Here is a 13,864-nt window from a genome sequence, read left to right as displayed (position 1 = left end):
CAGCGGATTCCGGATGTAATTTCTGCAGTCTATTAATAGCTTGCAAATATACATCAGAAAAGCTTCTCATATCATAATCAGATTTACAGATTAAAAAGGGTTGTATAAGATCATAGGATACTTCAAAGTTATGGCTTTGGACCTGCTCAATAATTGTATCGGCTGAAAAACCAATAAAATTTCCACCGGTTAACAGGCGATATAACATTTGATCTTTTAATCTAGGTTGTGTCTGTCCAAAAAATTCACAAAGTGCAGGGATACTTATAAAACTTAAATTTTCAGGAATTCCTATCTCCGGAACTGCTTGATAGGTACTAGCAACCGCATCTAGATACAAAAAAGGAACTTTGTTTTTTTGTGCAATATTACATCCAGCAACAAAATCTCTTGACAAAGTTTTTGTAAGTACATTTTCATCATTGATAAAGCCGTCTGCTTCGAAAACAATATTGTCTGTTGATTCGATCCATCTCATTAAGTCCTTTATACATGGATGATCCCATGACAAGTAACAATATTGCAATGTTGCCACAGAGCCAAAGTTAATATGTAAACATGTGATGCTCTGCAATGCAGACAAGCATCCATAATAGGACATAAATATTAGGGTTTGTGCATCAACTACTAAATGCTCTTTAATCAGTGCTTGCTCTAGCTGTAATCGTTCTCTGTTCCCCATTGAAATTTTGAGTTTATTTTTTGCTGCAAACTGAAAAAGTTGCCACCATTCACCATTATAATATTGCAATAGCAAATTAATGGAAAGTACTCCTTTTTTGTATTGCTCTGCAATATCACGTTCTCTTTCCGCATAATCCTTAGCATTAGGGAAGCGATCTTCGAGTTGTTTAGTAATAGATGCGAGTGGATTTTCGTCCGCATCTGAAATGGTAAAAGCTTCAATCCAATCTACAACTACTGGATGTTTCTGCTTGTAGTCTAGCACTGACGAAAAACTTTCAGTATGGCCACAACGTAATGCACGGGTGATCAGTGCTTGGTGGCTTCGGTCGTATGGATTTTGAATTTTTAAATCGTGAGATTTTTGCGCCCAAACATAACTCTCATCGAGGTTTTCTTTCAACAAGTAGAGATCACTTATAAGCCAATACAATTTCACTTGTTCATTTTCGTCTGAAGTTATCTCTAATAATACGAAACATGTTTCCAATGCTTCCTCATAGTTTAAAAGCCATCGTTGGCACAGAGCCTTATTAAATCCATCTTGAAAGCAATTTGAACTGGAGTTTATGTGGGTCAAGCTATCATTAAGACGTGCTGTATCATTAATATTACTATAAAGTAATGCTTGTAGATTATAATAATTATCTAATGAAATTATCCTCGAATTTATTCTGTTAAGAAACTCTTCAGCCAAGGCACTTTGCTGCGAAAGGAAAAAACTAATAGCCTCGCTATAGAATGTATCAATATCATCAATCGATATAGAAGCATTTTCCTGAAGATTCTGAATTCTAAGATATAGGCTTTCACATTCAACAAAAAAACTATTACGTTTATAAAACCTCAAAGCATTTTCAAGCACATGATACTGATTTGATGTGGCAGCGACATTATCAAAGAGACACTTTGCTTGTTCTATATTTCCCTCCAACTCATAAGCACATGCATCCATTGCACTGATAGGGGCCCCATTAACACCCGCAGAAACTGCCATCTCTTTATACTTCCAATATTCTCCCGGTTCTTTAGAAATCAAACAAACCTGTAAAAGGACATGAAACAGTGGTGCCGAAATATTCTCACTTGAATTATCAATTAACTCAATAATTTCATCCTTGCATCTTGTCAAGTCATCACTGTCCAATAGCGTTCTAAAGTGTAAGAACTGCTGGTCCTCTTTATCCAATAAAGAGATTATATTCTCTGTCAATTCTTCATCACTTCCCAATATAAGTTCACGTATTATCTCATAGTCTCGAGATAATTCCAAATATACTTTGAGTGGAGAAAGATTATGGCGAATACCTATTAAGGTACACGCTGACACGTACAAAGATACGGCTTTCTCTTTAATGGTTAAATACGGTTGCATATTAATTTGATTATCCAAAATGATTGATTTCAATTCTGCTATAACATAATTCATTTTAGAATAATCAACCTGAGGAAAAAGCACCCGTTCATCTTTTGATAATCCCTTAACCGCCTGCCCATATAATGCAGTCAATAAATTATACTTTGCGATAACCTCATCATATCCATACTCAACGGCAACTTCAAAGTTTTTAGCAGCAGAATACGGATCATCGTAAGCCTGAAAAATCAGACCACAATTCATATAATAATCAGCAATTAACTCACGATCACTATTCTCAATTAATATTGAAGAAAAGTGATTATTTAACTCCTTAATATTGCTTTGACAATCCACGTGTTCCATTAAAGCATATAAATACTGTCTCAGCAAAAAAGCTCTATGATAAAAAGGATCTCCCTCTAAAGCTTTATCAAGATGCTGTTTTGCTATCGTATATTTCTCGGAATCGACATGTTGAACGACAATTGCTGCGTAAACAAGATGGTATATTTTGCTTTCCGCTGCAGCTGGTGCTGGGATTACTTCAAGGCTTCTAAAAGCTTTTTCAATATCACATAGGTTAGACTGACACAACGCAATATTACAATACAGTGTACAAATTAAAGTATCAATTTGAGCTTGCGGCTGTCCGCGAAGCTTTGTAGTAATAGATTGAAGAAGTTCAAAGTACCGTAATAGTGCATCTTCAAATAGGTTTCTGCTCTGGTATTCGTATTCGATTTCCTTTATCTCATCTGTAAATTTTTCTGTCTCACTCGAACAATATCCGAGTTCCTGCTTTGCCGTGTCAGTGATGCCCTGTAACGCTGGAATCTGACTACATATAAAATCTAATTTTTGTGAGATATCATGCGTAACTGCATAATTTCTATTATCACGGAATTCACTTTCTGCTTCACCGCGACGAATATCATTTTGTAATTTGCCAATGTCGGAGTGAGGACTAAGTTGATTCACTTCCATAAAAACGAAATCAAATATCCAGTCAAACACATCTCGCACCTGAGAGAGCTGAACAGTGTTTTTATTATACTCCGGACATCGTCTAATAAACAGCTTTATATTTTCTGAAATGAATGCCGTTTTACTATTAGGCTGTAAACTAGTTTTTCCTCTGGAGGCACTAATTAGATTTGCGATAACGTTATAATTTGTAATATAACTGTCTAAATCCATATAGAATGGCTCGTTCTCATATTCTTGCAAAAAAAGCGATATAACCTTTTTCTCGAGCTGTCTATCAACAACACATGTATCAAAAACTTGAGCAGCTAAGTTCTCTGCCTTGGGAACAATGACTTTATCAGTAAAAACACTCATGATTTTACCTAACAGGGCCATAACTATCACCTCACCTCGATGTAATCGACCGTTATATTTTTTTATATCATCTAACTTCTCGTATTTACAATTATACCAAATATAACTTAACTTAACAATAATAGCACGTCAAATGTATCGTAAATTATCATAATATATCAGCAATGCATATAACCTGTAAAATGTTGACCATCATACAGCCTAGAACCAACCTACCACCATGAGCAAGCTTTTGAATCAAGGCCATTTTCATCTGTTCCTTAGTTGATTGTTATTTTATAATTACGTCTTTACACGGTATTTTATGATGCTCAAAACACTGCATAACGCTTTTTTTGCATCAATATCCATGTATTCATGCTGCTGGATATAAAATTTTCAAGCAACAAAAAAAGATATAAAAATCTCCTCAATTACCTAAACGTTAAGTTAGAAGGTACAGAAACAGATTTTCTAAATCTTCAGCACTTTCTTGAGCTAATTCAAATTTCAAATTATGGTTTATCTAACTTTTTCTATGAAATAGCAGTTTTAAAAATTAATGTTTATAATATGCCTCCAACTTCTTTTTAATTTATTAATATCTGTTAAAATATATAATAAATAAATAAGGAGTTTAAATATAACATGAGCGAATTACAATCCACTATTTCTGATTATTTAAAATTCTGTAAATTTCAAAAAAGGCTTGATTTCAAAACTCTTAAATCATACAGAATTGATCTTTCGCAGTTTGAACAATATCAAATAAAGCATATTTCAAAATACACTGATCCTCATTTAATAGAAAACTATATTTCTTCACTTCATCAAATATATAAGCCAAAAACCGTAAAACGTAAAATTGCAAGTCTAAAAGCATTCTTTCACTTTTTAGAATATAAGGATATTATTATGGTAAATCCCTTTAGCAAATTGCAAGTAAAATTTCGAGAACCGTTGATACTACCAAAAACTATACCATTGCACACAATTGAGACCTTTCTTTCATCAATATATAAGCAAAAGGATCTGGCTACAACTCCATTTCAAAAAAAATGTATTATCAGAGATATTGCTGTTATAGAACTTTTATTTGCCACAGGAATGCGAGTTTCAGAATTATGTTCATTAAAGCTCTGCAATATTGATTTTATTGAAAAAACTGTATTAATTTATGGTAAAGGATCTAAAGAACGTCGCATTCAAATTGGTAATGATGATGTAATATTTGCATTAAAAAAATATCATACTAATTTTAAGGCGGAACTTACAGATTCAAAATATTTTTTTGTAAATCGTTTAAGAAATCGCCTATCGGAACAATCTGTTCGAAATATGATAAATAAATACACATTATTGACAGCAATTCCATTGCATATCACTCCGCATATGTTCCGGCACTCTTTTGCTACATTTTTATTAGAAGAAGACGTAGACATTCGCTATATTCAAGAAATGCTCGGACATAGCTCTATAAATGTCACCGAAATTTATACTCATGTAACATTAGCCAAACAAAAAAATATTCTAACAAACAAACATCCACGTAATTCTTTTAATTTTAAATAAAAAATGTGCAGCCTGGTTTAATTATTAAGGCTGCATCTTTTTTTATTTAACATTGAATCTCGCTTCATTATTTACTTCTTTATAGAGGATAATTCAATATTATCTTTTATTGCTTGCTGGTTATGAGGTGATTTGTAATTATCTTTTATAAGCAAAGTGATCTTATTCTTTAATTAACAAGTGATTAGTAGGGGGGAAGCAAATGGACACAAGAGAATATATCAAAAGTCTTCTTACCAATATTTCAGCAGACATTGAAATCCTTTTTGTTGCAAATGTTGTTAATAAAACAGAGATTAAAGATTTTAGGAAGACAAAAGATAGTATAATAACAGAATATTTTACGGAAGACGAATATAATCAGATGCTAATTGCAATTCGCCAAAATGGATACAATGTAAATGTGTTTTTTAATGAAGATGAATTTATAAAATTTATACTAAATCATTCGAACAATGCCACAATGCCGAAGTATGTAGTTTTTAACTTGGCTAGAAATGGCACTGGATTATGTAAAAAATCTTTAATTCCTTCTTTTTGTGATGTATACAACTTACCGTCAACAGGTTCAAATGCCTATATAACATGCTTAGGTCGCCACAAATTCCATTATAATGCAATTCTTAGACAAAATAACATCAGTGCTGTAAAATCGTGGCTTTATACGAAACAAGGTTGGCTTAATGGTATAGAGCCACCTAACAATATGAAATTAATTGCAAAACCTACATATGAATCTGCATCTCGAGGAGTCCGTGATTCTTCAATTTTTGAGTATTCCACTGACTCAATAAGGTTATTAAATAATCTGTATAACGAGTTTGAACAGGATGTAATCGTACAAGAGTTTATTCAGGGGTATGAAGTTCAAGTACCGTTAATTATTGGCGATGATCCTCTAGTGTTAGAACCAGTTGCTATTACAATTAATAATTCGCCAAACCTAGCAGAAAAGATTATCACGTATGATTTGGCTTTTTCTGAGGAATACAGCTTTGCTGCTTATTCCTCAATAAATAAAAAAATTTCAGACAAATTAATTGATGAGGCAATTAAAACGGCAAAATGCTTAGGCATGGAAAACTATGGACGAGTAGATTTCCGTATAGATGCTAATGGAAACTATTATATTACAGATATTTCTACTCACCCATACCTTATTGGACATAGTGCTTTTGCATTTGTTTTTAAGGAAATGGAACTTGAATATAAAGATATTTTTGCATGTATTATTGAGCTTACATATCATAAACAATTAGTATTCTGACCAGTATTGTAAATCAGAAAAGATACTTGCTTTTCTCCATACATCAGGAAATGGTGATTCATCCAGATGTATGGATTTTTCAAAATAGTGGCAATATTCTTCAATAGATGAATATTGTTTTTTTTCAGCAATGATTATTTTCAACATATCATAATGTTTCTTTATATAAAGATCATCCATTATTGAAATGGTTGGAACTACATAATTCAATTCATCAAAAATAATTTCTGCATCTTTGTAAGCACTATTTACAATCAATATATTCAAATAATTAATTCCTATTATAAAGTGATAGTATTCATGTGCCTTAGTATTAAGAAAAAGCTCCTTCATTGGTACAAGAATCTCTTCCTTTTCTCCATCAAGAAATTTCAAGATCATTTGATTGCATTCAAGTAAAGCTCTGGATGGTATATGTCCATTTTCAGACAGTAATGAATCAAACAATTCTATTCCCTCTTGAAAGGTAAGACTTCTGGATAATATTCCTACTAAAATATAATTATTTATCAACTTAGGTATACCATAAATATTCATATTAAAAACATTATTAAGAAATTCAATGCCCTTGCATGCCTTTGTAAATAGGCTTTCCCATGAAAGTTCTGAATCCACTGTTGTTCCAACGAGATAAATTCCCACACCAAGGAAATTAGTAAGTGACATAATATATTCTTTACTATAATTCGTTCGCTTATCTTCAAAAAAGTTTAAACTTCTTTGTGTTTTTACATATGCTATTTCATTTGCATATAAAGCAGGAGAAAGACGTTCCATAATTCTAATTTCTTTTTCTAAATCTAAACAATTAACTAACTCCTGCTGAATTTGTTTGGTTATTGTTTTTTCTACTTTTTTCGCTTTTTCATAATTGCCAAGTCTATTACAATATAATAGGAATAGAAGCATACCTATCCGAATATGCTGTGAAAAGTCTGTATCTCCATCAAAATATTCCGCAAGAATTGATTCAATATCATTGAAATCGTTCATATTACCGGTTCGATATTTTAAAAGACATAAAACATAATCTTTTTCTATATTAACCATTGGATCTACGCATAAATCAGATGATTCTATTAAATCATAATACTGAGTATAATCGGTTCCTGTTCTATAATTTTTTATTGACTGACTGATATTCTGATACACATTCCAATAATTATCATGTTTATGTAATATTTCTAGTGATTTTTCGCTTGGATCACATCCATCCATACACTGGCGGATACAATGAATAGTTAAAAGCGGAATTGCTTCAAAAACATTTCCGGACAAATTCATATGAAAATACCTCAAATAAAACTGATATGGAGATATTTTTTCTAATATTTTAGCAAACTTATAATGGTAATCAGTACTTCTTCCGTTTAATTTTGAAACAAAAAAGCTATATAATGTATCTGTAGAAAACGAGAATTGATTTTCGCTATCTTGTTTGGTTACAAATTTTTCATCACACCCTATTTCTATATGGTAATCCAGTTCCCCTATTGGTTGCTCTAGTAATTTGGTTAGATACTTCAGATTGAATTCCTTACCAATTACTGTTGCTGTCTGTAGTGTGCTTAAAACCTCATCTGATATTTTTTTCGATGAATCAATTCGTTTTTCTAATATCTGAAAAAGTTGCTTTTGTAAAGATTCTGTTCGCGTTAAGGAAGATACGTCAATGTATTTTTTTATATTTGCAATTAGGCCAATATTTCCATTTGTAATGTCATATAATTCATGTATTGTTTGTTCACTAGATATTTTCAATTTTCTTGCTTCTTCTGAAAAAGAATTGTAGCTTAAATTGCATTCTATCTCAATATGAAAACAACTGCCAATATTTAAATCTAATGACTCTACACTTTTCGCTGTAAAAATTAACACTGTATCTTTTATGAAACTACATTCCAAGTCATTTTGTAAAGCTATTAATTTTCCTAATAGTTTCTTCGATTCTGAGTCCCACTTATCAACATCATCTGCTAAAATTAACAATTCACTTTTTTTACGAATCAGAGATATTCTATTCAAAATATCAATTTCAACTTCTGAAAAAGAAATTAGCTGATATTTTAATTGATTTTTCTTATAGTTAATCAAGAACTCGCTTACCAATCCAAAAGTTTTATTTTTTTCACTAATAATTCCTGTTGCAACTGACAGTGCCTGACTATATTCGCCCGTTCTAGATAATGCAGCAATAAATACTCCGTATTCAAGATTTTCTAATACAGATGTTGATGTTAAAGATAAAATTACTTTATCACTACTATAATATTTCCCAACTTTTTCTAGCACATAACTTTTACCAGCACATTCAATTCCTGACAAGAATATTGTTTTTTCAAAATCAGTTATTTGTTTTTTGATTTTTCCAAATGCTACATCTATGTATTTAAACTCCATATATAAAAATTCCTCACAGTCTATCTCTTCTGCTGAACACCAACTTTTTCTCTTAATTATGGATTAATTACAAATTATCTAAAAAAGTAATGAATGGAGGATAATATTGAATTATCCTTCATTTATTATATCAAATAATTAAATAAATTAAAATGTTTATTTTTATAATATCCATAGTACTGTAATCTGTTTTCTACTTATTCATTTAAATAAACACTCACCAGATTCTTACAATCAATATTTATCATTTTATTACCATATCAAGGTCATCTTAGACTCTATAATTTACCCCGGCCTTCTCAGCTTGTCTCATCTGATTCTTTCTCTCAATGGTATATACCTTATTGCCTTTTTTGAATCTGCTCCCCGTCTGCTTAAACCAAAAGGGTATGTCGTATTCCATACACTGCTGCTTAGTGTTTAATATCCATGCAAAGTCGCAAATTCTAGCCTCGTACCCCGACTCTCCCCCACAGGTAACCTGTTCTATTTTTCCCATGGACAGATAACTCCGGATGTTTATTCGCTCCAACATTGGCTCATGGATAATCATCCGATGCTTAATTGGCAGTTCCATGAAAATAGGTAAGCGATAATCTGCACGGTTCTGGTTCTCACATGTGCAACAGATTGTGACATTGTTATAGCCATCTCTCCAGTCTTCTGGTAATCCGACATCGAACCTGTGAATTCTCTTTGTAATAATTACAAACTGTAAATCGCTTCGCTCTCGGATCATCTCCCACGCTTTAGCACGCCATGCATCTGCTTCCTCCAAGAAAAAGTCAGAAGTCATGCAAGTATATACACATTCTCTTTCAGGCTGTAACTTATACTCTCGCTTGCGATCACGTTTAACTGGCAAATCAAAACTTGCCGTCCTTGTTACAATACTACTATCCTTACCAAATTCTGCATCTCTACGATAAACATAGCAGTTCATACAGCCAGGACTTATTTTTTTGCATCCATGCCATGGATTCCAAACTGCCATTTCACTGCCTCCTTATAGAACAATATTATGAAAGTTTTTACTGAGGAACCAGAATTAGCCTGCATTATATACCATTAGATACTCGTTCTCACCAGTTTCTTTTTCTGTTAAATAATTTTCTATACAAAAACCTTCTTTTTTATAAAAAGCCACCGCTCCGTTATTCTTTTCATAGACATGTAAGGATAATCTCTTTTTTCGCTTCATTGCATCTACCAACTGATGACCAATTCCCTGTCTTTGATGGCCTTCTGCCACAAAAATTCCAGCTATATAATCCGCATCCATTCCGATAAATCCCAGTATTTCATTTCCAACCTCATACACGTATACTTCCGCATTGGGTAATATGGCTCTTACAGATTTATAACTATTTTTCCAATAGGATTCTTCTATAAATGAATGGGCGTTTACATTCCCCTCCAGCCAGATCTCCATGATTCTATCTACATCTTTAAACTCAAATAATCGTATCATAACATCTTCCTCCCACATCTCTTCTTACATTATAACTGAGCACATCGTGGAGTGCAATACGCAAAAGAACATTTGTTCTATTTTTGATTGATTAGTTTTTCTTCACCATAATCAATAATACTTCTTAGTGCTCTGCAGATCTTTGAATATAACCGTTTTGCAGAAAAAAGTTTTGCCAAAGAATCTATTTAATCCTTTTTTATTGAAAAGGAACTTATTAAAGTTTTTTTTATAAATTCTGCCACCTCTAAATTAGGTTCTGGCGCAAATGTTAAAGTTACCAATTTGTCATTTATCGTCAGCTTCAAGGAATTCTTTTTTAAATCATTATTTTTTTCATTCATTGCAATGCCTCCTACCTGCTAAACCGTGAGATCCGCCATGAACTCTGTCGAAATTAAATTTCTTAGATACAGTCCTGTAAATACGATTACTTATTTTTAAACAGATTGCGTTTAATGGTCCAATAAAATTGTTTCTATACCATCTAAGTCGCATTAATTTCCTCCGCCTACTTAAAATCCGGTAGAATCCATGACTGTCCAACCATAAATAAGAACAGCAAAGTTTTTCGGCAGCCTGTTAATAATAACAGGACATATTTTACATTCTATTTCATTTAAATGTATTTTCATTTATTCATAAATTTTCCAATACTATGTCTGTTTAAATTCATTTCACAGGAATGCGGCAGGGCAATTTTGCTCTGCCACATGATCTCTAAAATGAATATTTCTACTTATTCTTCATTTTTGCATTTTTATTCGACACAACTTCCCAAAACGCAAAGAACCAATTGATTCTTCTATAGGGCGGCAACAGTAACGGCCTGTTGGTTAAACGGGCCTCATAGGAATTTCACCTCTCTCAGGATCTCTGCGAGCCGCCCCCATTGCGATGTCTGTGGCTGGACGGAAGTAGCATTAGCACTGTCCATTTCATTGCGAAACAGTCCACCATAAACTGTTTTATGACCAGGCGTTCTCGCTCGTCACCTTCGATGCCATCGGTTCGACGGATGTCTCTCAACCTTCCGCAGGCAGTTCTGGCGCGCCCGTCAATGTCGCTGCCGCTTTTACACGGCTGGACAGATCATGTATTAATGCTGCCGGATATGAAGTTTTCAAGGAGCAGTAGAAGGAATAGATAAACCCCCTCACTTACTTTCACGTCAAGCGAGGGGGTTGAGCGGAATAATTTTTAATTTTCCATCAGTTTCTTTAATCTGCTAAGGATTCTTACCTTTCGATCATGTATGGTTCTCTGTGCAATATTTATTTCTCTGGATATTTGATGTTCGCTTTTTCCTTTGAAAAACAGTTCATTTATCAGTTCTTGCTCCTTTGGTGTAAGCATTTTTAAGCAGGAGAGCATTTTTTCAATTAACACCGCTTGGACTGCAACATCTTCAACACTTATTTCATCCGATGCAAACTGGTGATTTGAGTCCTCCAGCCGTTCAAAGGAATCCTCCCTGCTGGGAATGAGAGTAATTGCACAGCTAACGCAGTCAATTTGGTAACGTTCCACCTTTAAGTCATACTGCTGATACTCCATTTTGCGGTCACTTTTTTCCAATACCTCAATAACCGCATCACTTGCTTCGGGATACCTCTCCCGATAATTAATTCTTCTAATTCTTTTTGCCATTTGGCTTGTCCTCCATTTCATGATTTTCAAAATCAAAGAATGAAGAACAAGCGGTGGAGACCTGCATCGGGGTATTGACGGGGTTCTGTATAAAGCGACTTTTTCAGTGACTTCTTTTGTATTATTTAGTCGTTGAAACAGTTTTATTGTCGAAACAAAAAAATCAGTACTACGCCAGGTTAGGTGCAGTACTGATTTTTTATTATATTTATTTGTATGTGGACAAAATGTATGTACTCGGCTGTCTTTATCTCCACCTCAAAACACAGTTGTTGGAATGAAGCATACAGATACCCCTCTTATTTAAGCAATAAGCAAACACCGGTATCTTAATTTCTTCCATGTTTAAAAGGTGTTAAAAAAGACATAATGCTACCCTCAAATGAGGAGAAGTGCCATAAAGCTTTTTCTGGTGGCTAGGCTATCATAGTGCAAGAAACACCTTAGATCCTTGGCTTTGCGTCCCCGTTTTTCAACTGGTTTGCCTTTGACATATTTTATTGTGAATAAAACTATTTCTTATGACTACGGATATTCCTGTTCTTAACAAATCAGATATAACCATACACACACATTGAACACTGTAAAACTTGTTAATAATTGCAAACACAGCTAACCTTTGAGAAATCTACCCATGATAAAGGAAAGCGTTTGTTATTTTCTGTAACTATGTAAATTATAACATGCAAATATCACGAAAACAACGAATAACGACAACTAATTCTATCGTTTACTGTGCAAAACGCACTATTTTTATCGTATATGGGAGATTTTAAAGACAATACAACTAACGGATAAGGATAAATATATCTCTGGTATATCTGATGTATTAACAATTATTACGTCTAATGTTCTTTTTCTGCCATTAACTTTTCTTAGAGTGAGGAGTTCTCATTCACGGTGCATCACGAACCAAGGCACGGTCCATGAAAAATGCAGACTACTCTCTTGGTGTAATAATGTACTTTACAACCTTAACCCCCCCAACCAACAGCATAAAAAAATTCATACTAAATATCCGATTATTGCGGGTTACTGTTCAAAAAATAGAGATTGAAGCTCTTGCCGCCGTTCTCCCGCCAGCGCTGCTCTTTTCGAAGGTAGCCGCTTTTCTCCAAATCTGACAATGCCCTCTTTACGGTGCTTCTGGAAAGATTCAGTGCTCTGGCAATGGTACTAATTGCCGGATATCTTTTGCGGCTCTTATCATCCCTGTCATGGAGATATATGAATACGGATATTGCTCGGTGAGGCAACTCGGATTGATACACAGATGTAAAATAGGCCATATTTTCACCTCCTGTCCTAATGCTGCTTTTGCTCCATTGGTTCTAGATTGATAGCATGATTAAAACTTATAACCTTATTCGGTATAAAGCAAATCTCTTAGCTTAGGATGTATTGTTCCATAAGCATAACTACAATCCCTGATATGTTGTGTATATACCATCGAGATATGGTTTATTGGATCCATTATGACAAGGGAACCTGCTGCGCCATCCCAACCAAAAATGCCTTCCGGTGCCTTTGCGTTGCATTTCTCCGATTCCATAAGCACTTGCACACCACAGCCATAACCATACCCAATTCTTCCCATATTTTGAGCTATCTCTTCTCTTTGAATCTGTCCAAGCATGTTGGTTCTCATTAACTCAATTGTCTCTCCCTGTAAAATACGTATCCCCTTCGCACTTACCCCACCACATGCCAGCGCGTCGGCAAATTTGCTAAAATCCTCTACACAGCTAATCAGACCAGCTCCTGCACTTTCATAAGCTTCTGATAGCTGATAGGCGCAAGAGGGTTCCATTTCATTGGAAATATGGTTATCATTATCATATCTATATTGGGTAGATAATCGTTCATGATGGTTCATTGGTTTAGCAAAAAAGGTATCCTTCATCTCAAGCGGTTTAAAGATATATTGAGAGAAATAGGAGCCAAGGCTCATTCCAGATATTATTTCGATAATAGCACCCACCACATCATGACTTAAACTGTATTCAAAATGTTCTCCTGGCTCAAACTTAAGAGGTGTCTCTACAAAGGCATTTACTAATTCCTGTGTGGTGGCCAGCTGCCCTTTTTCGTTTAATACACGTACAATACCGGCGCGACTCAAATTATAGTCAAGCCCCGA

10 protein-coding genes and 1 riboswitch are annotated in these 13,864 nt (G+C 34.0%); of the genes, 2 read left to right on the top strand and 8 right to left on the bottom strand.

Annotated features, from left to right (window positions below):
- The coding region (locus RT269_RS19070; RefSeq protein ID WP_313184961.1) for a hypothetical protein at positions 1 to 3,406 on the bottom strand (3,406 nt) is incomplete at its 3' end.
- Between the two features lie 606 nt (positions 3,407 to 4,012).
- Here RT269_RS19070 and RT269_RS19065 point away from each other — a divergent pair.
- Together RT269_RS19065 and RT269_RS19060 are read left to right on the top strand one after the other, a co-directional pair.
- Positions 4,013 to 4,936 carry a tyrosine-type recombinase/integrase gene (locus RT269_RS19065; protein WP_313184959.1) on the top strand — a complete coding sequence of 308 codons (924 nt, stop codon included), beginning with the start codon at positions 4,013 to 4,015 and terminating at the stop codon, positions 4,934 to 4,936.
- Between the two features lie 202 nt (positions 4,937 to 5,138).
- Positions 5,139 to 6,203 carry a hypothetical protein gene (locus RT269_RS19060; protein ID WP_313184958.1) on the top strand — a complete coding sequence of 355 codons (1,065 nt, stop codon included), beginning with the start codon at positions 5,139 to 5,141 and terminating at the stop codon, positions 6,201 to 6,203.
- Here the strand turns inward: RT269_RS19060 and RT269_RS19055 are convergent.
- From RT269_RS19055 to RT269_RS19025, 7 genes are all read right to left on the bottom strand, one after another.
- On the bottom strand, positions 6,192 to 8,603 hold the full coding sequence (locus RT269_RS19055) for an ATP-binding protein (protein WP_313184957.1): 2,412 nt from the start codon (positions 8,601 to 8,603) through the stop codon (positions 6,192 to 6,194). The two genes, RT269_RS19060 and RT269_RS19055, sit on opposite strands and share 12 nt — an antisense overlap.
- A gap of 271 nt (positions 8,604 to 8,874) precedes the next feature.
- Positions 8,875 to 9,597: a DUF5131 family protein gene (locus tag RT269_RS19050; RefSeq protein WP_313184955.1), complete on the bottom strand. Its 723-nt coding sequence runs from the start codon at positions 9,595 to 9,597 to the stop codon at positions 8,875 to 8,877.
- A 54-nt stretch (positions 9,598 to 9,651) separates the two neighbouring features.
- Positions 9,652 to 10,074 (bottom strand): GNAT family N-acetyltransferase, encoded by a 423-nt coding sequence (locus tag RT269_RS19045; protein ID WP_313184953.1) that lies wholly within the window; start codon positions 10,072 to 10,074, stop codon positions 9,652 to 9,654.
- 188 nt (positions 10,075 to 10,262) lie between these two features.
- A complete protein-coding gene (locus RT269_RS19040) occupies positions 10,263 to 10,418 on the bottom strand; it encodes a hypothetical protein (protein WP_313184951.1) in 156 nt (51 codons plus the stop codon).
- 856 nt (positions 10,419 to 11,274) lie between these two features.
- A complete protein-coding gene (locus RT269_RS19035; RefSeq protein ID WP_313184950.1) occupies positions 11,275 to 11,724 on the bottom strand; it encodes a sigma factor-like helix-turn-helix DNA-binding protein in 450 nt (149 codons plus the stop codon).
- Positions 11,725 to 12,132: 408 nt separating this feature from the next.
- A riboswitch (cyclic di-GMP riboswitch) is annotated at positions 12,133 to 12,220 on the bottom strand.
- 526 nt (positions 12,221 to 12,746) lie between these two features.
- Positions 12,747 to 13,013, bottom strand: coding sequence for a helix-turn-helix transcriptional regulator (locus RT269_RS19030; RefSeq protein ID WP_313184948.1), 267 nt, complete (start codon positions 13,011 to 13,013; stop codon positions 12,747 to 12,749).
- A gap of 74 nt (positions 13,014 to 13,087) precedes the next feature.
- Positions 13,088 to 13,864: serine hydrolase domain-containing protein (locus RT269_RS19025; RefSeq protein ID WP_313184946.1), on the bottom strand; the 777-nt coding region annotated here is incomplete at its 5' end.

The sequence above is a fragment of the Lacrimispora sp. genome, assembly GCF_032078915.1.
Taxonomy (GTDB): domain Bacteria; phylum Bacillota; class Clostridia; order Lachnospirales; family Lachnospiraceae; genus Lacrimispora.
This window is presented reverse-complemented; position numbering and strand designations above follow the sequence as displayed.

Excerpts from the sequence above, each read along its gene's own strand:
- RT269_RS19065 (WP_313184959.1), top strand. The coding sequence starts at position 4,013 with ATGAGCGAATTACAATCCACTATTTCTGATTATTTAAAATTCTGTAAA.
- RT269_RS19060 (WP_313184958.1), top strand. The coding sequence starts at position 5,139 with ATGGACACAAGAGAATATATCAAAAGTCTTCTTACCAATATTTCAGCA.
- RT269_RS19055 (WP_313184957.1), bottom strand. The coding sequence starts at position 8,603 with ATGGAGTTTAAATACATAGATGTAGCATTTGGAAAAATCAAAAAACAA.
- RT269_RS19050 (WP_313184955.1), bottom strand. The coding sequence starts at position 9,597 with ATGGCAGTTTGGAATCCATGGCATGGATGCAAAAAAATAAGTCCTGGC.
- RT269_RS19045 (WP_313184953.1), bottom strand. The coding sequence starts at position 10,074 with ATGATACGATTATTTGAGTTTAAAGATGTAGATAGAATCATGGAGATC.
- RT269_RS19040 (WP_313184951.1), bottom strand. The coding sequence starts at position 10,418 with ATGAATGAAAAAAATAATGATTTAAAAAAGAATTCCTTGAAGCTGACG.
- RT269_RS19035 (WP_313184950.1), bottom strand. The coding sequence starts at position 11,724 with ATGGCAAAAAGAATTAGAAGAATTAATTATCGGGAGAGGTATCCCGAA.
- RT269_RS19030 (WP_313184948.1), bottom strand. The coding sequence starts at position 13,013 with ATGGCCTATTTTACATCTGTGTATCAATCCGAGTTGCCTCACCGAGCA.